The 21,779-nt window shown below is 63.8% G+C and carries 18 protein-coding genes; 11 read left to right on the forward strand and 7 right to left on the reverse strand.

The window, feature by feature from the left end; translation table 11 throughout:
* Positions 1-67: 67 nt before the first annotated feature.
* On the reverse strand, positions 68-730 hold the full coding sequence (locus ACXAEK_RS18430) for an HAD-IA family hydrolase (protein WP_475044099.1): 663 nt from the start codon (positions 728-730) through the stop codon (positions 68-70).
* Positions 731-862: 132 nt separating this feature from the next.
* Here ACXAEK_RS18430 and glmU point away from each other — a divergent pair, with 132 nt between their 5' ends.
* The 4 genes from glmU to ACXAEK_RS18450 are packed head-to-tail and all read left to right on the forward strand — an operon-like array spanning position 863 to position 5,282.
* Complete coding sequence (gene glmU, locus ACXAEK_RS18435) at positions 863-2,218, forward strand: bifunctional UDP-N-acetylglucosamine diphosphorylase/glucosamine-1-phosphate N-acetyltransferase GlmU (RefSeq protein ID WP_475044101.1); 1,356 nt, start codon at positions 863-865, stop codon at positions 2,216-2,218.
* The gene (glmS, locus tag ACXAEK_RS18440; RefSeq protein WP_475044103.1) at positions 2,218-4,038 is read left to right on the forward strand and encodes a glutamine--fructose-6-phosphate transaminase (isomerizing); all 1,821 of its coding nucleotides are present in this window, start codon (positions 2,218-2,220) and stop codon (positions 4,036-4,038) included. Before glmU ends, glmS begins: the two co-directional genes overlap by 1 nt.
* Positions 4,039-4,041: 3 nt before the next feature.
* A complete protein-coding gene (locus tag ACXAEK_RS18445) occupies positions 4,042-4,584 on the forward strand; it encodes a pyridoxamine 5'-phosphate oxidase family protein (protein WP_475044105.1) in 543 nt (180 codons plus the stop codon).
* A 17-nt stretch (positions 4,585-4,601) separates the two neighbouring features.
* Positions 4,602-5,282 carry a DNA alkylation repair protein gene (locus ACXAEK_RS18450; protein WP_475044106.1) on the forward strand — a complete coding sequence of 227 codons (681 nt, stop codon included), beginning with the start codon at positions 4,602-4,604 and terminating at the stop codon, positions 5,280-5,282.
* 89 nt (positions 5,283-5,371) lie between these two features.
* On the opposite strand, the gene ACXAEK_RS18455 is transcribed toward ACXAEK_RS18450, so the two are convergent.
* The gene (locus tag ACXAEK_RS18455; protein WP_475044108.1) at positions 5,372-5,821 is read right to left on the reverse strand and encodes a hypothetical protein; all 450 of its coding nucleotides are present in this window, start codon (positions 5,819-5,821) and stop codon (positions 5,372-5,374) included.
* Between the two features lie 91 nt (positions 5,822-5,912).
* On the opposite strand from ACXAEK_RS18455, the gene moaA reads away from it, so the two are divergent.
* Genes moaA through ACXAEK_RS18470 form a run of 3 tightly spaced genes read left to right on the forward strand, consistent with a single transcriptional unit; the run spans position 5,913 to position 9,288 of the window.
* On the forward strand, positions 5,913-6,923 hold the full coding sequence (moaA, locus tag ACXAEK_RS18460; RefSeq protein WP_475044110.1) for a GTP 3',8-cyclase MoaA: 1,011 nt from the start codon (positions 5,913-5,915) through the stop codon (positions 6,921-6,923).
* Between the two features lie 2 nt (positions 6,924-6,925).
* The gene (locus ACXAEK_RS18465) at positions 6,926-8,230 is read left to right on the forward strand and encodes a 3-deoxy-D-manno-octulosonic acid transferase (RefSeq protein ID WP_475044112.1); all 1,305 of its coding nucleotides are present in this window, start codon (positions 6,926-6,928) and stop codon (positions 8,228-8,230) included.
* The gene (locus ACXAEK_RS18470; protein ID WP_475044113.1) at positions 8,230-9,288 is read left to right on the forward strand and encodes a glycosyltransferase family 4 protein; all 1,059 of its coding nucleotides are present in this window, start codon (positions 8,230-8,232) and stop codon (positions 9,286-9,288) included. The genes ACXAEK_RS18465 and ACXAEK_RS18470 overlap by 1 nt, the downstream gene beginning before the upstream one ends.
* A gap of 112 nt (positions 9,289-9,400) precedes the next feature.
* Here ACXAEK_RS18470 and ACXAEK_RS18475 read toward each other — a convergent pair whose 3' ends face one another.
* The 4 genes from ACXAEK_RS18475 to ACXAEK_RS18490 all read right to left on the reverse strand — a co-directional run bounded on the left by ACXAEK_RS18475 (position 9,401) and on the right by ACXAEK_RS18490 (position 14,966).
* Positions 9,401-10,564 (reverse strand): M20 aminoacylase family protein, encoded by a 1,164-nt coding sequence (locus ACXAEK_RS18475; protein ID WP_475044115.1) that lies wholly within the window; start codon positions 10,562-10,564, stop codon positions 9,401-9,403.
* A gap of 34 nt (positions 10,565-10,598) precedes the next feature.
* Positions 10,599-11,765 (reverse strand): M20 aminoacylase family protein, encoded by a 1,167-nt coding sequence (locus ACXAEK_RS18480; RefSeq protein ID WP_475044116.1) that lies wholly within the window; start codon positions 11,763-11,765, stop codon positions 10,599-10,601.
* Positions 11,766-11,960: 195 nt separating this feature from the next.
* Entirely contained in the window at positions 11,961-13,142 is a 1,182-nt protein-coding gene (gene argE, locus ACXAEK_RS18485) for an acetylornithine deacetylase (RefSeq protein ID WP_475044118.1), read from the reverse strand.
* Positions 13,143-13,145: 3 nt separating this feature from the next.
* Complete coding sequence (locus ACXAEK_RS18490; RefSeq protein WP_475044119.1) at positions 13,146-14,966, reverse strand: ABC transporter ATP-binding protein; 1,821 nt, start codon at positions 14,964-14,966, stop codon at positions 13,146-13,148.
* Positions 14,967-15,306: 340 nt separating this feature from the next.
* Between ACXAEK_RS18490 and ACXAEK_RS18495 the strand changes: the two genes are divergently transcribed.
* The 4 genes from ACXAEK_RS18495 to ACXAEK_RS18510 all read left to right on the forward strand — a co-directional run bounded on the left by ACXAEK_RS18495 (position 15,307) and on the right by ACXAEK_RS18510 (position 20,386).
* Positions 15,307-17,007 (forward strand): peptide ABC transporter substrate-binding protein, encoded by a 1,701-nt coding sequence (locus ACXAEK_RS18495; RefSeq protein WP_475044121.1) that lies wholly within the window; start codon positions 15,307-15,309, stop codon positions 17,005-17,007.
* Positions 17,008-17,153: 146 nt separating this feature from the next.
* Positions 17,154-18,161, forward strand: a complete 1,008-nt coding sequence (locus ACXAEK_RS18500) for an ABC transporter permease (RefSeq protein ID WP_475044123.1) — start codon at positions 17,154-17,156, stop codon at positions 18,159-18,161.
* Positions 18,154-19,065 carry an ABC transporter permease gene (locus tag ACXAEK_RS18505; RefSeq protein WP_475044125.1) on the forward strand — a complete coding sequence of 304 codons (912 nt, stop codon included), beginning with the start codon at positions 18,154-18,156 and terminating at the stop codon, positions 19,063-19,065. The genes ACXAEK_RS18500 and ACXAEK_RS18505 overlap by 8 nt, the downstream gene beginning before the upstream one ends.
* A gap of 232 nt (positions 19,066-19,297) precedes the next feature.
* Positions 19,298-20,386: a YeeE/YedE family protein gene (locus ACXAEK_RS18510; RefSeq protein WP_475044126.1), complete on the forward strand. Its 1,089-nt coding sequence runs from the start codon at positions 19,298-19,300 to the stop codon at positions 20,384-20,386.
* Here the strand turns inward: ACXAEK_RS18510 and ACXAEK_RS18515 are convergent.
* Positions 20,322-21,602, reverse strand: a complete 1,281-nt coding sequence (locus ACXAEK_RS18515; RefSeq protein WP_475044128.1) for a DUF3422 family protein — start codon at positions 21,600-21,602, stop codon at positions 20,322-20,324. The two genes, ACXAEK_RS18510 and ACXAEK_RS18515, sit on opposite strands and share 65 nt — an antisense overlap.
* Positions 21,603-21,779: the final 177 nt, after the last annotated feature.

Here is a 21,779-nt window from a genome sequence, read left to right on the forward strand (position 1 = left end):
AGCCGCGGGCGGTCAGCGGTCAAGGGGGAAGCTGACCGGCTGGAAAACCCGGAACCGGGTTGCGGTTTTACGCAATCAGCCGCTCCGCCACCTCGACCAGATCTTCGAAACACTGCAGCAGCGCCTCGGGTTTCAACGCTGCCATGTCCTCACCGGAGGGGCCGAAGGTCACCAGCACTGACGGCACCCCGGCATTTGCCGAAGTATTGCGGTCGGTGTCGCTGTCGCCGACCAGCAGGGTGCGCGCCGGGTCGCCGCCGGCGCGGCGCGCGGCTTCGAACAACGGCTCCGGGTCGGGTTTGCGCACCGGCAGCGTGTCGGCGCCGACCAGCGAGGCAAAAGCGTCGCGCACGCCAAGGCTGCGCATCAGCTGCTCTGCCAGCGCCTCCGGCTTGTTGGTGCAGATGCCAACCCCGAAACCTGCGGACTTCAACGCCTCGACCGCCTCCATAGCGCCGGGATACATCACGGTGTGATGATCGATGGCATCGCGGTAGACCTCCAGGAATACAGGATAGAACTCCTCGACCACTGCCGGGTCATACTGATCCACACGCTTTAATCCATGCGTTAGCATCATCCGGGCACCGCGCAATGCCACAGCTGCATCCTGTTTCTGAGACAGCACATCGCCCAGTCCCATCTGCCGGAAACAGGCATTGGCCGCGGCCAGAAGATCGCCCGAGGTATCGGCCAGCGTGCCGTCCAGATCGAAGATAACCGTTCGCATTTCCGCCCCTTCCCGGCAACTTTCCGCCGCCGCATGTTGCAGCCCGCAATCTTGTTTGATGGCGCTGTCCCTTGCGCCCCGCCTGTTAGCGGATAAAACGGGAGCGCTAAAAAGACAAAGAGAAAAGCGATTATGAGTATTGCCCTTGTCATCCTGGCAGCCGGAAAAGGCACACGGATGAATTCTGATATTCCCAAGGTATTGCACCCGATTGCCCAGGCTCCGATGCTGGAGCATGCGCTGGCCGCGGGCCGCGCGCTTAACCCCGAACGCACTATCATTGTGGCAGGCCATGGCGCAGATGCCGTGCAGGCAGCTGTTGCAAGGCTTGAAGAAAACGCCGAGGTGGTTCTGCAGGAGGAGCAGTTGGGGACCGCCCATGCAGTGGACCAGGCGCGGGCTGCTCTGGACGGCTTTGCTGGCGATGTCGTGGTGCTTTATGGCGACACGCCCTTTGTCAGCGCGGACACGCTGGAGCGCATGGTGGAGGCCCGCCAGCGCGCAGACCTGGTGATCCTGGGGTTTGAGGCCGCCGATCCCGGCCGCTATGGCCGGCTGGTGATGGACGGTGACAGCCTGGAGCGGATTGTCGAATTCAAGGACGCCTCAGAGGCCGAGCGTGCCATCACCTTCTGCAACTCCGGCCTGATGGCTTGCGACGTATCGGTGATGTTTGATCTGATCGCCAAGGTCGGCAATGAAAACGCATCGGGCGAATATTACCTGACTGACCTGGTGGAGCTGGCGCGGCGTGAAAGCAAATCCGTCACTGCCGTGTCCTGTGACGAGGCGGAGACGCTGGGCATCAACTCCCGTGCTGAGCTGGCGCAGGCGGATGCCTTGTTCCAGTCCCGCGCCCGGGCAGAGTTGCTGGACCTGGGCGTGACACTGATGGCGCCGGAAACCGTCTATTTGGCATTTGACACCCATATCGGCCGCGACACGGTGATCGAGCCCAATGTGGTTTTCGGCCCCGGTGTCACAGTGGAAAGCGGCGCGCTGATCCGCGCGTTTTCGCATCTGGAGGGCTGCCATGTCAGCCGCGGCGCCAAAGTGGGGCCTTACGCCCGCCTGCGACCCGGCGCGGAACTGGCCGAGAACACCCACATCGGCAACTTTGTCGAGATCAAGAACGCCGAAATCGCCGAAGGCGCCAAGGTCAATCACCTCAGCTATATCGGCGATGCCTCTGTCGGTGAAGCCAGCAATATTGGCGCTGGCACCATTACCTGCAACTATGACGGGGTAATGAAGCACCGCACCGAGATCGGCGCCCGCGCCTTTATCGGGTCGAACACCATGCTGGTGGCGCCGGTCCGGGTCGGCAACGAGGCGATGACCGCAACCGGTGCGGTTGTGACCAAAAATGTCGATGACGGCGACCTGGCAATTGCCCGCGCCGAACAGAGCAACAAACCGGGCCGCGCGCGCAAGCTGATGGATATGCTGCGCGCCAAGAAGGCCCGCCTGCAGAAGGAAGCCAAGTGATGTGCGGAATTGTCGGCGTTCTGGGAAATCACGAGGCTGCCCCGATCCTGGTCGAGGCGCTGAAGCGGCTGGAATACCGCGGCTATGACAGCGCAGGCATCGCCACCGTGAACAAGGGTGAGCTGCGCCGCCGCCGCGCGGTGGGCAAGCTGGTGAACCTCTCCGACCTCCTGGTGCATGAGCCGCTGGCCGGAAAGGCCGGCATCGGCCACACCCGCTGGGCCACCCATGGCGCGCCCTCGGTCAGCAACGCGCATCCGCACCGGGCCGGCGCTGTGGCAGTTGTCCACAACGGTATTATTGAAAACTACAAGGAGCTGCGCGCAGAGCTGTTGAACTGCGGCATGGAGTTCCGCACTGAGACCGACACCGAAACCGTTGCCCTGATGACAGAGCGGTATCTGAAAGAAGGGTACGCCCCCGTTGATGCGGCCTTCAAGACGCTCGATCAGCTGGAAGGCGCCTTTGCGCTGGCGTTCCTGTTTGACGGCCAGGAAGACCTGATCGTCGCGGCCCGCAAGGGCTCCCCGCTGGCAATCGGCCATGGCAACGGCGAGATGTTCGTGGGCTCCGACGCCATCGCGCTGGCACCGCTGACCGACCGGATCACCTATCTGGAGGAAGGCGACCGTGCTGTTGTCACCCGCCAAGGCGCCGAGATCCGCAATGCCGATGGCACGCTGGTCAACCGCGAAACCAAAACCATCCAGATCGACTCCTCCCAGGTCGACAAGGGCGGGCACAAGCATTTCATGGCTAAGGAAATCGCCGAGCAGCCGCATGTGATCGCCGAGGCGATCCGCCACTATCTGCCGGTCGAGGAAGACGCGGTGCACCTGCCCGGCGAGGTTGATTTCTCGCAAGTCGAGCGGCTGACTATGGTCGCCTGCGGCACCGCCTATTACGCCTGCCTGACCGCAAAATACTGGTTCGAACAGATCGCCCGCCTGCCAGTCGAGGTCGATATCGCCTCAGAGTTCCGCTACCGCGAGCCGCCGATCCCGGGCAAAACCTTGGCGCTGTTCGTCTCCCAATCGGGCGAAACCGCCGACACGCTCGCCGCCCTGCGCTACTGCCATGAAAAGGCAGACAAGATCCTGTCAGTGGTCAATGTCCCCGAAAGCTCGATTGCGCGCGAAAGCGATCTGGCGCTGCCGATTTACGCCGGGCCGGAGATCGGCGTTGCCTCCACCAAGGCGTTCACCTGCCAGCTGACGGTCCTCTTGGCACTGGCGCTCAAGGCCGCCTGCGACCGCGGGCATCTGAATGCCGAAGAAATGGCCGGTTACGCCACCGCGATCCGCGGGTTGCCCAATGTGCTGTCCTCCGCGCTGGAGCAGAACGCAGCGATCCGGGTTGCTGCCCAAAAGGTGAGCGAAGCGCGCGACGTGCTGTTCCTGGGCCGCGGCCTGATGTTCCCGTTGGCGCTAGAGGGCGCCTTGAAGCTGAAGGAAATCAGCTACATCCACGCCGAAGCTTATGCCTCCGGCGAGCTGAAGCACGGCCCCATCGCGCTGATCGACAAGAACATGCCGGTGGTGGTGCTGACGCCCAAGGACACGCTGTTCGACAAATCGGTTTCCAACATGCAGGAGGTGCTGGCCCGCAAGGGCAAGGTGCTGATGATTTCCGATCAGGACGGCATTGATGAAGCCGGCGACGATGTTTGGTGCGCGATCCGGATGCCTGAGGTTAAGGAGGCGCTGACGCCGATCCTCTATGCCATTCCGGCGCAGCTCCTGGCCTATCACACCGCGGTGGCCAAGGGTACCGACGTGGACCAGCCGCGCAACCTGGCAAAATCCGTGACGGTGGAGTGAGACATGGCCAAGCAATTTCCGCAGATCGAAGAGGCGCACCGCAAGTTCATCGAAGAGCAGCACATGTTCTTCACCGGCTCCGCGGGCCCCGAGGGGCGCGTGAACATCTCCCCCAAGGGCATGGATTCGCTGCGGGTGCTGGGGCCGGACCGGATTGCCTGGATGAACCTGACCGGCAGCGGCAACGAGACCGCAGGCCATCTGCTGGAGGTGAACCGCATCACCCTGATGTGGTGCTCCTTCACCACCCGCCCGCAGATCCTGCGCACCTATGGCACCGCCAAGGTGCTGCATGCGGGCGATGACGGCTGGGATGATCTGGCGGCCCTGTTCCCTGCCCACCGCAGCGCCCGGCAGATCTTTGATGTGTCGGTGGATCTGGTGCAGACCTCCTGCGGCTATGCGGTGCCCTTCATGGAGTTCCAGTCCGACCGCGACACCATGCAGAAATGGGTCGACGGCAAGTCGGAAGCGGATATCCGCGCCTATTGGGAAGAGAAGAACCAGACCACCATCGACGGCAAACCCACCGGCGTGCCGGTATAAAGCTGCGAGCCGGGAAAATGCTGGAAACCTATCTTGATGCGCTGAAGGCCCGGGCCGAGCCCGGCCGGGCAGAGCAAATGGCGGCCTATCACAAGCAAGCCCGTGAAGTGCTGGGGGTGCCCAACCCGGCCACCAATGAGCTGACCAAGTCCTGGCGCCAGTCCCTCAGCCTGGCAGAGCGCGTGGATCTGGCGCGCGCGCTGTGGGACACCGATATCTTCGAGGCCCGCATCGCCGCAGGCAAGCTGCTGACCCAAGCGCGGATCAAAGGCGACGAAGCGGTCTGGGAGCTGCTGCAATCCTGGGTGCCGCAGTTTGACAGCTGGGCGATTGCCGACCATGCCTGCTCTGCCATCTCGAAACGGCTGCTGGCAGCCCCCGAACGGCTGGACACGGTCGAGATCTGGACGCAATCGGACCACATGTGGACACGCAGGGCCGCTTTGGTGGCGACTCTGCCCTGGGCAAAGATGAACAATCTGAAACCCGCCGATCAGGAATCCCGCGAACGCATTCTGGGCTGGGCCGCGTCTTATGTGCCCGACCGGGACTGGTTCATCCAGAAAGCCATCGCCTGGTGGCTGCGCGACCTCAGCAAGCACGATGCCGGGCGCACCCGCGCGTTTCTGGCGGAACATGGGGATGCCATGAAAGCATTTGCCCGCAAGGAAGCCGCGAAATACCTGAAAACGGCCTAGGCCGGCCACACCAGCCGCCCGGCGTCAGCCGGGCAGCGCACGCCCCTGCTCAAAGAGGGCGGGCGCTCCCTCCTCCAATGGGTCAAAGCTCAGCCCGCAGGCAGTACCTGCACTTCGGCCAGTTCCGTCAGCGGCAGGCCCAACGCCCGCATCGCACCAATCGACAGGCGGCTGCCGCCCGACTCCGCTCCCGGAATGGGCTTAAGCGTGACTACAACCTGCGTATTGCGGCTGGTACGGATCAGCGCCTGCTGCTCTGCCGCCACCAGCGGCGTTTCCATCCACAATCCCGGCAGCGACGGATCGCCCAGAGACGCAACTGTGGTTGCAGATCCGCGGAACGAAGGCGCAGCCGGCGGGACCGGTGCCAGCGGATCTGCCGCGGCCGTATCAACACCGGGCGCAGGTGGCAGCACAGGGTCATGCGGGGCCGCAGCGGCCGGGGCACCCTGGCCGCCCAGAATAGAGGAATTAAGCTGGATTCCATTGCAGGCCGCCAGCAGGGAAATTGAAGCAAGGGAAAGGACTGTCATACGCATGGGGCGACCCTAGCCCCCGGTGATGGGCTTTGCCAGCGGTAAAAAGCCTTGCCCTCTTGCCGCGGGCGGTGCCCCGCTTTACCTAGGAGGCATGACGGCACCACTCATTGATCCCTTCGCCCGCGCAATCACCTATCTGCGCCTCTCGGTCACCGACCGCTGCGATTTCCGCTGTGTCTATTGCATGTCGGAAAACATGACCTTTCTGCCCAAGAAAGATCTCTTGACGCTGGAGGAGCTGGACAGGCTGTGTTCGACCTTTACCCGGCTTGGCGTGGAGAAGCTCAGGATCACCGGCGGCGAGCCCTTGGTGCGCCGCGGCATCATCAGCTTCTTCCAGGCGATGAGCCGCCACTTGGAAAGCGGCGCCCTGAAAGAGCTGACGCTGACCACCAATGGCTCGCAGCTGGTGAAACACGCCGATGACCTTTACGCCGCCGGGGTGCGCCGGGTGAATATTTCGCTCGACACGCTGGACGAGCAGAAATTCGCGGACGTGACCCGCTGGGGCCGTCTGCCGCAGGTGCTGAAGGGCATTGATGCGGCGCAGAAAGCAGGCCTCAGGGTCAAGATCAACGCTGTGGCACTCAAGGGCTTCAACGAAGAAGAACTGCCGAAGATCACCGAATGGTGCGCCGGACGCGGCCTCGATCTCACCTGGATCGAAGTGATGCCGATGGGCGAGGATATCGGCGCCATGGAGCGTATCGGCCAGTACTGGTCGCTGGAGGATGTGCGAGCGGAATATGAAGGCCACTATACCGTGACCGATCTGACTGAGCGCACCGGCGGCCCGGCCCGCTATGTGCGGCTGGAGGAGACCGGCCAGAAGATCGGCTTCATCACGCCGCTGTCCCATAACTTCTGCGAAAGCTGCAACCGCGTGCGGGTCACCTGCACCGGCGAGATTTACACCTGTCTGGGCCAAGAGGGCAAAGCCGACCTGCGTGCCCCCTTGCGTGCAAATGAGGAAGGCGCAGGCGCGCTGGAGGCCGCCATCCGTGCCGCCATCGGAGACAAGCCCCGCGGCCATGATTTTGATTATTCCCGGCAGGGAGTCGGCGGCCAGATGACCCGCCATATGAGCCACACCGGCGGCTGACAATGTCCAGCCCGACTGCGCGCCCGACGCTGCTCTACTCCCTTTATTGCGGTGTCAGCACGCTGATTGCCCCGTTTGCCTGGCGCAAGGTCGCGGGCAAACTGCGCGACTACGGCCTGCCGGAGGAACGGGTGCGCGAGCGTCTGGGCCACGCCTCCCAGCCCCGTCCGGCCGGGCGGCTGATCTGGTTTCATGCCGCCTCTGTCGGGGAAAGCCTGTCGGTGCTGACCCTGATTGCCCGCATGGGCGAACAGTTGCCGGAGGCGGAATTCCTGATCACCTCCGGCACCCCCACCTCGGCAGAGCTGATTTCCAAGCGGATGCCGCCGCGCTGCCGCCACCAGTTCCCGCCCCTGGACACCGCCGCCGCCGTGGACCGTTTCCTGGCCCATTGGCAGCCCGATCTGGGCGTTTTTGTCGAAAGCGAACTCTGGCCGCAGATGCTGGTGCGCGCCCGCAAGTCCGGCTGCCCGCTGGTGCTGCTGAACGCGCGGCTGTCGGACAAATCGGTGAGGGGCTGGACCAAACGCCCGGACACCGCGCGCTTCATCCTTGATCAATTCACCCTGCTGGTCACCCAGAACCAGAAAACTGCCGCAAGCCTCAAGACCATGGGTGCCGCCCCGGACCGGATCCGCCCCGGCAGCAACCTCAAGGCTGTTTCCGCCCCGCTGCCGGTGGATCGGGACACTCTCGCCAAAGTGCGCAGCAGCATCGGCGAACGCCCGGTCTGGATCGCCTCCTCCACCCACGAGGGCGAAGAGGAAACCGTGCTGGAGGCCCATAAGGCGCTGCTGAAACAGCACCCGGATCTCTGCCTGCTGCTCGCTCCCCGCCACCCGGAACGCGGGGATGCCGTTGAAACCCTGGTACAGGGCGCCGGGCTCAGTTGCGCAAGGCGCAGCAAAGGCGTGCTGCCTGGCACCCAAACGCAGGTCTATCTGGCCGACACGCTGGGCGAAGTCGGCACCTGGTATGCGCTCTGCCCGCTGGTTTTCCTGGGCGGGTCCCTGCGCGAGATCGGGGGCCACAACCCGTTTGAGCCGATGCAGGCAGGCGCCGCGGTGATCACCGGCACCGGCCATTACAATTTTGCCGAGACCTATGCCGAGCTGACCGCCCTTGGCGCCGCGGCGGAGGTGCGTTCAGCAGCGGAGCTGGCGGATCAGGCCGCCAAGTGGCTGGAACAGCCGGCGGCCTTTCAGGCCGCCCGCGATGCCGCCGGGGCGTTCATCTCGCGGCAGTCGGATCAACTGGACAAGACAGTGGGCGCGCTGCTGGCGCTGCTGCCTGATAGGAGACCCTGATGGCACAGGTTGACGCCAATGAGATCGAAGTCATCGCGCCGAACTTCAAACGCCGCCTGTCCGGCGTCACCTCTACAATCGTCCGGCTGGTGCCCTTGCAGCGCCAGCACCTCGCCATTGCCACCGCAGGCAGCGGCCTGCCGGGGGACATGCCCCATCTGACGACCTCCCAGCTCATCCTCATGAACCGCAACGGCCCCGCCGGCGCCCGCGTCTGGCACGCCCGGCGCAATGTGGAAATGCTGGGCGGGCTGGCACTGAAATACCTCTTGGGCAAGCGGCTGAAACTTCTGTTCACCTCCGCGTCGCAACGGCATCACTCCGGCTATACCAAATGGCTGATCTCGCAGATGGACCGGGTAATTGCCACCTCGGCCAAAGGCGCGGCCTATCTGGAGAAACCCGCGCAAGTGGTGCACCACGGGATCAACACGGAAGAGTTCGCGCCGCCCGCCGACAAGGCTGCGCTGCGGCGTGAACTGGATCTGCCGGAGGACGCCATCCTGATCGGCTGCTACGGCCGCATCCGCGCGCAAAAGGGCACCGACGTTTTCGTCGACGCCATGCTGGAAGTGCTGAAGGCACACCCCAAGGCGGTTGGCATTGTGATGGGCCGCGCCACTGAGAAACACGTGGCCTTCGAAAAGGGCCTGCGCGCCAAGGCGGAAGCCGCGGATCTCAAGGACCGGCTGCTGTTCCCGCCAGAGGTCCCTGTCTGGGAGGTCTCCCGCTGGTATCAGGCGCTGGACCTCTACGTGGCGCCGCAGCGCTGGGAGGGCTTTGGCCTCACCCCGCTGGAGGCGATGTCCTGCGGCGTGCCTGCTGTAGCCACCCGCGTCGGCGCTTTCGAGGAACTGATTGCGCCGGGAGAAACCGGCCTGCTGATCGACCCAGGCGAAACCACCCAGATGGTGGAAGCCATCAGCGCGGTGCTTGCGACCGAGGGCCGCCTGCAGGCTTGGTCAGAGGCCGCGCGCAAACACGCCATGACCAACTTCGCGCTGGAAAAAGAAGCTGAAACACTCGTCACCATCTACCGCGAGCTTCTGGAGCACTAACCCCGCTCCAGCGTGACCATCGGCCCCGCTTCTTTCTGGTCTGAAATACTCTCGGGGGTGAATTGAGCCGCAGGCTCAAGAGGGGGCAGACAGCCCCCTCTTCTGTTTCACATCAAGCCGCAGGCATCCGCTGCTCAACGATCTCCGCCCACCAGCTGCAACCTGCAGGAATGGCGTCGTCGTTGAAGTTGTACTCCGGGTGATGCACCATCGCGGTATCGCCGTTGCCCATCAGGATATAGGCGCCGGGGCGCTCCTCCAGCATGAAGGCAAAATCCTCGCCGCCCATTACCAGCGGTGCATCATCGCAAGAGCCGGAGACACTCTCCGCCACCTTGGCTGCAAATTCGGTTTGCTCCTCGTGGTTCACCATCACCGGGTAGCCGCGGTGGTAGGTGACACCGGCAGTGCCGCCGAAGGTCGCGGCGATGCCGGTGCACACCTCGTTGATCCGCTTCTCCGCCAGGTCGCGCATCTCCTTGGACATGGTGCGCACGGTGCCTTTGATCTGCACCTTCTGCGGGATCACGTTGAACGCCTTGGACGACGTCTCGAAAGAGGTCACGGAGACCACGATCTGGTGCACCGGGTCGGCATTGCGCGAGGCGATGGTCTGCAGCGCCAGCACCGCTTGCGCCGCCAGAACGGTGGTGTCGACGGTCTCATGCGGCTTGGCCGCATGGCCGCCGCGGCCCTCGAAGGTGATGTCGAACTGGTCGGTCGCAGCAAAGAAGGAACCGGGGCGGATGGCAAAAGAGCCCAGCGGCTGGCCCGGCCAGTTGTGCAGGCCGTAGACCTCCTGCACGCCCCAGCGGTCCATCAGGCCGTCGTCGCACATCACCTTGGCACCGCCGCCGCCCTCTTCGGCGGGCTGGAAGATCACCACCACGGTGCCGTCGAAATTGCGGGTCTCGGACAGGTACTTGGCAGCCCCCAGCAGCATCGCGGTGTGGCCATCATGGCCGCAGGCATGCATCGCGCCGGGGGTCTTGGAGGCATAGTCCAGCCCGGTCTGCTCATGGATCGGCAGCGCATCCATGTCGGCGCGCAGGCCAATGACCTTGCCCGATGTGTCCGCTTTGCCCTTGATCACGCCGACCACGCCAGTGCGGCCGATACCGGTCACCACTTCGTCGCAGCCGAACGCCTGCAGTTTCTCTGCTACCAGCGCGCTGGTGCGGTGGGTTTCGAACAGGATTTCGGGGTTTTCGTGGATGTCACGGCGCCAGGCGGTGATTTCATCCTGCAGTTCGGCAAAGCGGTTCTTGACCGGCATTTCTCACTCCTTTGTTTGTCTTTCCCCCGCAGCCTCAGGCCGCGGGCATTCTTCGTTCCACCAGCTCGGCAAACCAGCTGCATCCCAGCGGGATCGCTTCGTCGTCAAAGACATAGGCCGGGTGGTGGCACATCTCGGTGCCGCCGTTGCCAAGGAAGATATAAGCGCCCGGGCGCTGCTCCAGCATATAGGCGAAATCCTCGGACGGCATGATCGGCGGGGTCTCGGCATCGACCTTTGCCGAGACCGCATGCGCCGCCTCCACCGCATGGGCGGTGCCGTTTTCATCATTGATTGTAACGGGATAGCCTGGAACCCACTCGACATCCGCCGTGGCGCCAAAGGCCGCGGCGGTGCTTTCGGCGACCCGGCGCACCCAGTCCTCGGCCTGGGCACGGTATTCCGGGTCCAGCGTGCGCACGGTGCCCTGCAGCTTGGCGGTGTGGGCAATCACGTTCGACGCGGTGCTGTCGGTCTCGAAGGTGCCGACGGTCAGCACCACGCGTTTGACCGGGTCCACGTTGCGCGACACGATCGAGTGCAGCGAGACCACGATCTGGGAGGCAACCAGCGTCGTATCAATCGCCTCATGCGGGGCGGCGGCATGGCCGCCCTTGCCGGTGACGGTGATGATGAACTCGTCCGAGGACGCCATCAGCGGACCCGGGCGGATGGCAAATTCGCCCACCGGAAGGCCCGGCATATTGTGCAGGCCATAGACCTCCTGAATGCCCCAGCGGTCCATCAGACCGTCGTCGCACATCGCCTTGCCGCCGGCGCCGCCTTCCTCGGCCGGCTGGAAGATCAGCACCGCCTTGCCGTCGAAATTCCGTGTCTCCGCCAGGTACTTGGCAGCCCCCAGCAGCATCGAGGTATGGCCGTCATGGCCGCAGGCGTGCATCACGCCGGGCGTCTTGGAGGCGTAGTCCACGCCGGAGGCCTCGGGGATTGGCAGCGCGTCCATGTCGGCGCGCAGGCCGATGGCGCGGCCGGAGGAATTGGTCTTGCCCTCGATCACCGCCACCACGCCGGTCTGGCCGACGCCGGTGGTGATGTCGGTGATGCCAAACTCCTTGAGCCGCTCCACCACAAAGGCAGCGGTTTCATGCACCTCGTACATCAGTTCGGGGTTCTCGTGCAGGTGATGGCGCCAGGCGGTGATCTCCTGGTGCATCTCGGCAAAGCGGTTCTTGGCCGGCATTTTCCCCTCCCCTTTCTGTTTCAGGTTCCGTTGCGGCAGACTGTCCGCGATAAAACTTAGCTTCGCAAGTATCCTGCCGCGCCGGGACGTGGCGGAACGCGCCAGAGCGGGGGTGACATGCGTGCACCCCCTGTGCACCTCCTGTACACCCCCCGTCGCACACTCAGCATCAATCTGAGCACGAAACGCACCGTTTCAAGGCAGCGGGAAGTAGCCGCGCAATTTCTCCACCAGCTTGCGCATGAAGTCATGACCCGCCTCGAACTGGGCGACCGTGATGTTCTCGTTGGGCTGATGCGCCTGCGCGATGTCGCCGGGACCGCAGATCACCGCCGAATAACCGGCCTGCTGGAACTGGCCCGCCTCGGTGCCGTAGCTGACCACATGGGAGCCGTTGTCGCCGGTCACCCGGCGCACCAGCGCCTCCGCCTCTCCATTGTCTTCCGGCACCAGTCCGGGCACGTCGAAGTGCTTGGACACATCAATGCGGGCCTCCGGGTTGATCATCTGCATCTCTGCCTCAACCTCGCGCACCTTGGCCAGATAGGCGGCTTCCCAATCGCTGGCGTGCTCGCCCGGCACCACCCGGAAGTCCATCAGGAATTGGCAGTCCTTGGCGGTGATGTTGTGGGCTGTGCCGCCCTCGATCATGCCGACGTGGCAGGTGGTCCAGGGCGGGGTGAACATCGCCTGCACTTCGCCCGGCTCCTGGGCCATGTTCGCGGCGTTCTGCTGGTTGGCCCAGTCGATCAGTTTCGCACCCTGCATGATGGCGCTGACGCCGGTGTGCATGAGCGAAGAGTGCACCTCGAACCCCACCAGATGGGTGTCGTAGCCGGTGCCGCCCTTATGGCCCGTCACTGCTTGCATCATCGAAGGCTCCCCCACGATCACCGCGGAGCCTTTGGGCAGAACTTGCTGCATGGCTTCGATCATCGGCGGGGCGCCGGTGCAGCCGGTTTCCTCGTCAAAGCTCAGTGCCAGCTGCAATGGACGAATGACACCTTGGGTATGCGCCTCCACCAGCGCCCAGACCGCCAGTGCGTCAAAGCCCTTCATGTCGCAGGTGCCGCGGCCGAAGTATTTGCCGTCCCTTTCCACCACCGTGAAGGGATCTGTGTCCCAGGGCTGGCCGTCTACCGGCACCACATCGGTATGGCCTGACAGCACCACGGCGCCCTCTTCCCAAGGGCCGGCATGGGCGAATACAGCGGCCTTGTGCGGCTGGTCCGGGTCCACCCAGCGGTGGCTTTCGATACCGTGGGACGACAGGTATTCCTGCACCCAATCGACCAGCGGCAGGTTGGTGTCGCGGCTCACCGTCGGGAAAGAGACCAGGCGTTCCATGATCTCCAGCGGCGTCAGTTTTTCAGCCATGCCTTAATACCCGCTGTCAGTGGTCAGGACGAAATGGCCGGGCTCCAGCTCCAGATACTCAGAGGGTTCAGGCTGGTAGCCCACTTCGTGGATCGGCGAGGGAATCGGTTTGAAGTTCAGTTCCTTCTCCGACTTGCGCTGGCGCGGGTCGGCGATGGGGACCGCCTTCATCAGCGCCTGGGTATAGGCGTGCAGCGGGTTTTCAAACACGCGGTCGCGGGGGCCGATTTCGACGATGCGGCCCAGGTACATGACGCCGACCTGATGGGAGACGCGCTCTACCACCGCCATGTCGTGGCTGATGAACAGGAACGACAGGCCCAGTTCCGCCTGCAGCTCCATCATCAGGTTCAGCACCTGCGCCTGTACCGAGACGTCGAGCGCGGAGACCGCCTCGTCCGCGACAATGAGCTTGGGGTTCAGGGCCAGCGCGCGGGCGATGGCGATGCGCTGGCGCTGGCCGCCGGACATCTCGTGCGGGTAGCGGCGCATGAAGCTGCGCGGCAGGTGGACACGGTCAAAGAGACTGGCAACCCGGTCCTGCAGTTCGGAGCCGGAGGCCAGGCCGTAGTTGCGCAGCGGTTCTGCGACCTGGTCCATCAGCTGCATCTGCGGGTTCAGGGATGCAAAGGGATCCTGGAAGATCATCTGCATGTCCTGGCGTGCCTTGTGCATCTGCGAGGCACTGAATTCCAGCACATTGCGGCCTTCGAAATTCACCTGGCCCGACAGCGGCTCCACCAGCCGCAGGATCGAGCGCCCGGCTGAGGATTTGCCGCAGCCGGATTTGCCGACCAGCGACAGGGTCTGGCCCTTGAAAACCTTGAAGGAGACGTCCTCCACCGCGTGCACGTTGGAGATGGTGCGGCGCAAGAGCCCGCCCTTGACCGGGAAGCGGGTGGTCAGGTTCTGCACGTCCAGAAGCACCTCATCGGTGCCCTTGATCGGTTCGATCTTCTGGTTCTCAACACCCATCAGTTTCATCGGCTCGGGGAAGTGCTTGCCGCGCATCTCACCCAGTTTGGGAACCGCGGCCAGCAGCGCCTTGGTGTAGTCGTGCTTGGGGTTTTCGAAGATCTCCTCGACGGTGCCTTCCTCAACCTTGTTGCCGCGGAACATGACAACGACGCGGTCGGCCATCTGGGCCACCACCGCCATGTCGTGGGTGATGAACATCACCGCGGTGCCGGTCTCGCGCTTCAAGCGGTCCATCAGCGCCAGGATCTCGGCCTGGATGGTCACGTCGAGCGCGGTGGTGGGTTCATCCGCGATCAGAAGCCGCGGCTCGCAGGCCATTGCCATGGCGATCACCACCCGCTGGCGCATCCCGCCGGAAAGTTCGTGGGGGTATTGTTTCAGGCGGCGCTCCGGTTCCGGGATGCGGACCTGGCGCAACAGTTCCAGCGCGCGTTCTTCGGCCTGGGCCTTGGACATCTTCTTGTGAATGCGCAGGCCTTCGGTCAGCTGGCGGCCCACCGTGAACACCGGGTTCAGTGCGGTCATCGGCTCCTGGAAGATCATGCCGATCTCGTTGCCGCGAATTTGCTTCATCAGCTCCTGCTCGGAAGCGGCCAGGTTGGTGTCCTCGCCTTCGCGGCGGTTGAACAGCAGCTCGCCGCCCGCGATCTCGCCGCCGCCGAACTCCACCAGCCGCATCAGCGACAGCGAGGAGACCGACTTGCCGGAGCCGGATTCGCCAACGATACAAACGGTTTCGCCCGGGCTGACGTCGAAGGACACATCCTCGACCCCGACCACCGGGCCGTCCTTGGTCTGAAACTCCACCCGCAGGTTTCTTATGGACGCAATGGCGTTGTCCAGCATGACGGCTCCCTGGTTCTATTTTGCCTGGGCCGCGTTCCCGGGCGGCCTCAGGTTCCGGAGTAAACTCTACTTCGCACAAAAAAGCTCATGCAAATAATGCATGGGCGTTTCGAAATTGGAATTTGCAATTTCGCAGCAAAAGCGTTTCGATACCCCCGTGGTTGTCTGCAAGCTGTCACATGCCGGTGTGTCCGGCAACGTGTTAAGGGATTATAGTTCCAAAGTTTTCCCTGCGCCTGCAGGCCCAGTGCTACACTTCCGCAGCGATGCGGAAACCTTCCGGGCCCGATCCGGCCCGGCCAACAAAAAGACACGAAACGTGTCCGACAAGGAGTGTGTGATGAAATTGAAATCCCTATTGATGGGTGCCGTTGCCGCGGCCACTCTGGCGCCTGCGGCCTTTGCCGAGCGCGGCAGCGACGGCCAGGTCAACATCATCTACTGGCAGGCGCCGTCGATCCTGAACCCGTTCCTGTCCGGCGGCACCAAGGACATCGACGCCTCAGCGCTGGTGATCGAACCGCTGGCACGCTATGATCCGAACGGTAACATGCTGCCCTATCTGGCAACGGAAATCCCGACCGTCGAAAACGGCGGCGTGTCCGAAGATCTGACCTCGATCACCTGGAAGATCGCCCCCGGCCTGAAGTGGTCCGACGGGTCTGCCTTTACTGCGCATGACGTTAAGTTCACCGCCGACTACTGCATGCATCCCGAAGGCGGCTGTGCGCAAGTCACCAAGTTCGAGGGCGTGACCTCGGTCGAAGCGCTGGACGATCTGACCGTCAAGGTCACCTTCGACAAGCCGACCCCCTTCCCCTATGGCCCGTTTGTCGGCGGTGAAAGCCCGATCATTCAGAAGGCCCAGTTCGAGAACTGCATGGGTGCCAAGGCGCCGGAATGCACCGAGGCCAACTTTGGCCCGATCGGCACCGGCCCGTTCACCGTGGATGAGTTCAAGCCCAACGACGTGATCACCATGTCCGCGAACCCGAACTACCGCGACCCGGCCAAGCCCGCCTTCGCCAAGGTGCTGTTCAAAGGCGGCGGTGACGCAACTGCAGCAGGCCGTGCAGTGATGGAAACCGGCGAGTTCGACTATGCCTGGAACCTGCAGCTGGCGCCGGAAGTGATCGCCCAGATGGAAGCCGGCGGCAAAGGCACCCCGGTTGCAGGCTTCGGCCCGCTGGTTGAGCGCATCATGCTGAACCAGACCGACCCGAGCCCGGAACTGGGCCCGGATGAGCGTTCCGTGAAGCGCGGCCACCCGTTCCTGAACGACCCGGCGGTCTACAAGGCGATGTCGCTGGCCATCGACCGCCCGCTGCTGGTGGAAATCGGCTATGGCAAGGCCGGCAAGGTCGGCTGCAACTGGGTGCCGGCACCTGCGGCATTTGCCTCTGACACCTTTGACTGCTCCACCCAGGACATCGAAGGCGCCAAGGCGATGCTGGAAGAAGCCGGCTACAAGGACACCAATGGCGACGGCGTGCGGGAAACCCCGGACGGCAAGCCGATGAAGATCCTGTACCAGACCTCGACCAACGCGGTGCGCCAGGACTTCCAGGCGCTGATCAAGGAATGGTGGAGCCAGATCGGCATCGAGACCGAACTGCGCAACATCAACGCATCCGTGTTCTTCGGCGGTGACCCGGGCTCGCCCGACACCTTCCAGAAGTTCTATGCGGACGTGGAAATGTATGCCAACACCTTCAACGGCACTGACCCGCAGTCCTACCTGGCCAACGGCCTGTGCGACAAGGCCCCGGCCCCGGCCTCCCAGTGGCAGGGCGAGAACATCTCCCGCTTCTGCGACGAGGAGTTCGATGCGTTGCATGCCGAGCTGACCAAGACCGCAGGCCTGGAAGCCCGCGCCGAGATCGGCCGCCGCCTGAATGATATCATGGTCGAAAAAGGCGGTATGATCCCGCTGGTGCACCGTGGCCGCCTGTCGGCGCATTCCAACACCCTGGGCGGTGTCGACCTGAATGTCTGGGACAGCGAGATGTGGAACGCAGCTGACTGGCACCGCATCAAGTAAGCCTGGCTTGCTTTCCGGGGCCCCGGCACATGCCGGGGCCTCTTGCCATCTGCCGGGGCTGTTCTTCGGCTCCTCACATGGCCTGGACGCGGGGTTTTCTCCCCGCCTGTTCCGAAATAACTACAAATTGCAAAGGCGCTAAGCAGATGCTGACCTTTACAATCCGGCGGCTGATCCTGGCAGTTCCGACACTGCTGTTCATCAGTCTCGTGATTTTCCTGCTGCTGGAGCTCGCCCCTGGCGACCCGATGGCACAGGTTCCCCTGACCGTCCCCCCCGAAGTCAAAGAGAAAATGCGCCTGGCCCTGGGCCTGGGCGAGCCGGTGCATATCCGGTTCTGGAAATGGATCGTGCAGTTCTTCTGGATCGAGCCGCAGGTGCTGATCGACTATTACCTGGGCACCAGCTTCTCAGAGGGGCAGCTGCGGGTGATCTCCTGGCAGACCCGCTCGCCGGTGATGGACATCGTGGTGCAGCGAATTCCGCAGACCCTGTGGGTGGTCGGCACGGCCTATGTGGTCGCTATTCTGATCGCGCTGCCGATCGGCATCTACTCCGCTTACCGCCAGTACAGCTGGTTCGACCAGATGGGCACCTTTGTGTCGATGGTCGGCTTCTCGGTGCCGCCGTTCTTTTCGGGCGTGCTGGTCATTGTGATCTTCTCGGTGCAGCTGGGCTGGTTCCCGTCGATCTATGACACCACCCATGTGGTCGACAGCTGGGACGCCTTTGTCTACCAGCTGAAGCAGATGATCATGCCGGTGATGGTGCTGGCACTGCAGATCACCGCGCAGCTTAGCCGCTTTATGCGCGCCTCGATGCTGGACAACCTGAACCAGGATTATGTCCGCACCGCCCGCGCCAAGGGGCTGAGCGAATATGTGGTGGTGATGGTCCATGTGCTCAGGAACTCGATGATCCCGGTGGTCACGGTGATTGCGCTGGGGATCCCGTCGATCTTTGGCGGCGCCATCATCACCGAGCAGGTGTTCAAGGTGAACGGTATCGGCCAATTGCTGATCGGTGCAATCCAGGCCAACGACCTGCCGATGGTGCAGACGCTGACCTTCATCTTTGCGGTGCTGATCGTGCTGTTCAACCTGATCGCCGACGTGCTGTACGGCATTCTTGACCCGAGGATCCGCTATGACTGAGCTGAGCAATCCTGTCCCTTCGAAGCCGCCGCGCAGCCAGTGGCTGGACGTCTGGGACCAGTTCAAATCCCATCGCGGCGCGCTGATGGGCGGGGCGCTGTTCCTGTTCATCATCCTGGCGGTCTACCTGGGCCCGTTCCTGTGGGACATCGAAGCCACCAAGATCGACATCCGCGCCCGCAACCAGGGTCCCAGCTGGGCGCACCCCTTTGGCACCGACCAGCTGGGCCGCGACATGCTGGCCCGGATGATGGCGGGCGGCGCGACATCGGTGTCGGTGGGCCTGACAGCGATGCTGCTGGCGCTGTTCCTGGGCTCCTTCATCGGGGTGATGGCCGGTTTCTTCAAGAAACTGGACGGGCCACTGATGCGCCTGACCGACCTGTTCCTGGCGCTGCCGCTGCTGCCGCTGCTCTTGGTGATGATGCTGCTGTTCCGAGAGCCGCTGAATGCCGCCTTCGGCCCGGAACAGGGGATCTTCATCCTGATCGTGATCTCCATCGGGGTAACCAGCTGGATGCCGACCGCCCGGATCGTGCGCGGCGATGTGCTGGCGCTGAAGGAGCGCGAGTTCGTGATGGCGGCGCGGTCTATCGGCACCACCAACCGCGGGCTGATCACACGGCACATCCTGCCCAACGTGCTGTCGCCAATCATGGTTTCGGCCACCCTGGGCATTGCCACCGCGATCATCACCGAGTCGTCCTTGTCTTTCCTCGGCCTTGGCTTCCCGCCGGATTTCCCGACCTGGGGACGGCTGCTGTTTGATGCCACCGATTACCTGCAGCAGCACCCTGAGCGGGTGTTCTGGCCCGGTATGGCGATCTCGCTGACGGTGCTGAGCGTGAACTACCTGGGCGACGGGTTGCGCGACGCGCTGGACCCGCGGATCCGGGGCCGCTGACCGCAACACAGTCACACATTCAAATAAAAACATACCTTCTGGCCGCCTCCCCGCAGGCGGCCAGTTTGTTTTCGGCCAGCACCAGTGCGAAAGACTGTTTTCCCCGGAACCGCCGCAAGGGCAGACTGTTGTCCGCCCTGGCATGCGGTGCAAGGCCGCGATGGCCGTTGCCTGCTGGCGAAAAAAACGCCATTTCGGGAAAAGGTTCCGAATCCCCACCCCGGAGAGCGCCATGTTCGAAACATTTGGCTTTGAAGAGACCACTGCACGGGACGCCTCGGTCCTGTTTGCGCTTGGCATCGGCGCCCTGTTCGGGGTGCTGGCGCAGCTGACCCGTTTCTGTTTCCGCCGCGCACTGGCGGGAGAGGACCGCCGCCAGGCGGCAGGGGTGTGGGCCATGGCGCTGGCTGCAGCCGTCGCGGGCACCCAGGCGGCCGTGGCCGCGGGGTGGATCAGCTTTGCCGAGCACCGGCTGCTGGCTCAGGACCTGCCCATTGTAGCCATCGCCGCGGGCGGGCTGATGTTCGGCGCGGGCATGATCCTGACCCGCGGCTGCGCCTCGCGCCTGCTGGTGCTGGCGGGCAGCGGCAACTTGCGGGCGCTGCTGGTCATCGCGGTCTTTGCTGTCACCGCCCATGCAACGCTCAAAGGGGTTCTGGCATCGGTGCGCACCGCGCTTGGGGCGGTCACGCTGCCAGCGGGAGAGCAGATTTCCCTTGCCGCGCTGCCCGGTGGCCCGCTGCTGTGGAGCGCGGTGATCGCTGCGGCAGCGCTGGCTCTTGCCCTGCGGTCCGGCAACCGGACGCTGACACTGGCAGGCGCCGGGCTGATCGGCCTGCTGGTGCCTGCGGCCTGGGTTGGCACTGGCTTTATCCTGTTTGACGAATTCGACCCGATCGCGATGGAAAGCCTGTCATTCACCGCCCCCGCTGCGGACACGCTGTTCTTTGTCATCGCCTCCAGCTCAATCCCTGCCGGGTTTGGCACCGGGCTGATTGGCGGCGTGCTGCTGGGGGCGCTGGCGGCAGCGGTGTTCAGCGGCAGCTTTCAGTGGCAGAGCTTTGAGAGCCCGCGCCAGACCGGCCGTTACCTGGCAGGGGCTGTGCTGATGGGCGCGGGCGGTGTGCTGGCGGGCGGCTGCACTGTCGGCGCCGGGCTGGCCGGCATTCCAACGCTGAGCCTGGCGGCCCTGTTCGCGCTGGCCTGCATCGCAATTGGCGGGCTGGCGATGGACGCGGCACTTAGGGCCAGGACCCCTAGTGCAGTGTCTTCCGGATCCGCTGGATCCCCAGCCACACCAGGGCAACAACCGGCAGAGTGACCGCCGCGATCAACAGCTTCTTGCTGATCCCGTAGCGTTCCGCCAGCGGCAGGAAAAAGTCCGAGACCAGCGACACCGCATAATAGCTGACTGCCACCACCGACAGCCCTTCGACTGTGTGCTGCAGCCGCAAGGCAATGTCCGAGCGCCGGTCCATGCTGGCCAGCAGGGCCTGGTTCTGGGCCGAGCGCTCCACATCCACCCGGGTCCGCAGCAGCTCCCCTGCCCGCCGGGCCCGGTTTGCCAGGCTGTCCAGCCGCTTTTCGGTGGATTTCACCGTCCGCATAGCCGGTTCAAAGCGGCGCAGCATGAATTCTTCCAAGGTTTGGAACCCGCCGTGCCGGTCCTCGCGCAGCAGGCTGACCCGCTGGCTGACCAGCGCATCATAGGCCCCCGTTGCGCTGAACCGGAAGGCTGAGCGGGCAGCCATCGACTCCAGCTCAGCTGACACGGTCAGCAATTGGGACAGGGTCTGCTCCGCCGGAGCGCTGCCGCCGGTCATTTCCACCATCATCTCGCTGAGATGGGTGTCGAGCGCGCTGATCGACGGGGTCAGCCCGCGGGCGCGGGAAAAACCCAGCATTGCCATCGCCCGGTAGGTCTCGATCTCGCAAAGCCGCTGCACGATCCGGCCTATCCGCTGGCTGCCGGTTTCCGGGTTCGCCAGAACCGCAAAGCGCATGTGCCCGGCCGGGTCAATGCGGAAATCCCCCGCCACCACAGCGCTGTCATCCAGCACCTGCGAAACGGCCAGGCTTTCCGGCACAAACCAGTCGTGCAGGGTCTCCTTCATCGCTGCCGCCTTCCGGCGGGGCACAACCCGGATCAGCGCCGAAGTGATCCGCTGGCCAGGGAGCTCTGCCAGCCAATCGGCGGGAAACACATCAAAATCCGCAGGGTCAAACGCCCGGCCGCTGGCCCCGTCCCGGTAGACGGTGTAGCTGACAAATTCGGTATGCTGCTCCCACTTGATCATATGCCGGCCGATTTGCGCCGCGTGATGGGTGGCTCCCGGCTTGGGATGCGGCGCGCCGTGGCGGTCCAGCAGACTGGTCAGATGCTGCAGATCCTGCATCCGGTCCCGGTGCTCTGCCTCATGCGGCTGTTTGACGGCGAGGTAAACCACCGTGCTGGGGCAGGACATGGCAGGAAAAGGGCGCGCGTGCAGCTCATTGGTGAGCGTGTAGCGCAGAGGGTGATCCTGGATCGGTGGCATTCTTGATCTCCGGGGCAATGGCGCGGACCATACTCCGGTCAAGAATACATGTACAGAAACGTTTTATTTCAAAGCGTTAGCTGAATGCAACGGTATACATCCCGCCTAAAGGGGCTCTGCCCCCGGCCTGCGGCCTCCCCCGGAGTATTTGCAGCCTGAAAGAAGCCCGAAAGAAAA

The organism is Leisingera sp. ABM4_101 (assembly GCF_056158725.1).

Coding starts and splice junctions, on each gene's coding strand:
- ACXAEK_RS18430 (WP_475044099.1), bottom strand. CDS start 730: ATGCGAACGGTTATCTTCGATCTGGACGGCACGCTGGCCGATACCTCG.
- glmU (WP_475044101.1), top strand. CDS start 863: ATGAGTATTGCCCTTGTCATCCTGGCAGCCGGAAAAGGCACACGGATG.
- glmS (WP_475044103.1), top strand. CDS start 2,218: ATGTGCGGAATTGTCGGCGTTCTGGGAAATCACGAGGCTGCCCCGATC.
- ACXAEK_RS18445 (WP_475044105.1), top strand. CDS start 4,042: ATGGCCAAGCAATTTCCGCAGATCGAAGAGGCGCACCGCAAGTTCATC.
- ACXAEK_RS18450 (WP_475044106.1), top strand. CDS start 4,602: ATGCTGGAAACCTATCTTGATGCGCTGAAGGCCCGGGCCGAGCCCGGC.
- ACXAEK_RS18455 (WP_475044108.1), bottom strand. CDS start 5,821: ATGCGTATGACAGTCCTTTCCCTTGCTTCAATTTCCCTGCTGGCGGCC.
- moaA (WP_475044110.1), top strand. CDS start 5,913: ATGACGGCACCACTCATTGATCCCTTCGCCCGCGCAATCACCTATCTG.
- ACXAEK_RS18465 (WP_475044112.1), top strand. CDS start 6,926: ATGTCCAGCCCGACTGCGCGCCCGACGCTGCTCTACTCCCTTTATTGC.
- ACXAEK_RS18470 (WP_475044113.1), top strand. CDS start 8,230: ATGGCACAGGTTGACGCCAATGAGATCGAAGTCATCGCGCCGAACTTC.
- ACXAEK_RS18475 (WP_475044115.1), bottom strand. CDS start 10,564: ATGCCGGTCAAGAACCGCTTTGCCGAACTGCAGGATGAAATCACCGCC.
- ACXAEK_RS18480 (WP_475044116.1), bottom strand. CDS start 11,765: ATGCCGGCCAAGAACCGCTTTGCCGAGATGCACCAGGAGATCACCGCC.
- argE (WP_475044118.1), bottom strand. CDS start 13,142: ATGGCTGAAAAACTGACGCCGCTGGAGATCATGGAACGCCTGGTCTCT.
- ACXAEK_RS18490 (WP_475044119.1), bottom strand. CDS start 14,966: ATGCTGGACAACGCCATTGCGTCCATAAGAAACCTGCGGGTGGAGTTT.
- ACXAEK_RS18495 (WP_475044121.1), top strand. CDS start 15,307: ATGAAATTGAAATCCCTATTGATGGGTGCCGTTGCCGCGGCCACTCTG.
- ACXAEK_RS18500 (WP_475044123.1), top strand. CDS start 17,154: ATGCTGACCTTTACAATCCGGCGGCTGATCCTGGCAGTTCCGACACTG.
- ACXAEK_RS18505 (WP_475044125.1), top strand. CDS start 18,154: ATGACTGAGCTGAGCAATCCTGTCCCTTCGAAGCCGCCGCGCAGCCAG.
- ACXAEK_RS18510 (WP_475044126.1), top strand. CDS start 19,298: ATGTTCGAAACATTTGGCTTTGAAGAGACCACTGCACGGGACGCCTCG.
- ACXAEK_RS18515 (WP_475044128.1), bottom strand. CDS start 21,602: ATGCCACCGATCCAGGATCACCCTCTGCGCTACACGCTCACCAATGAG.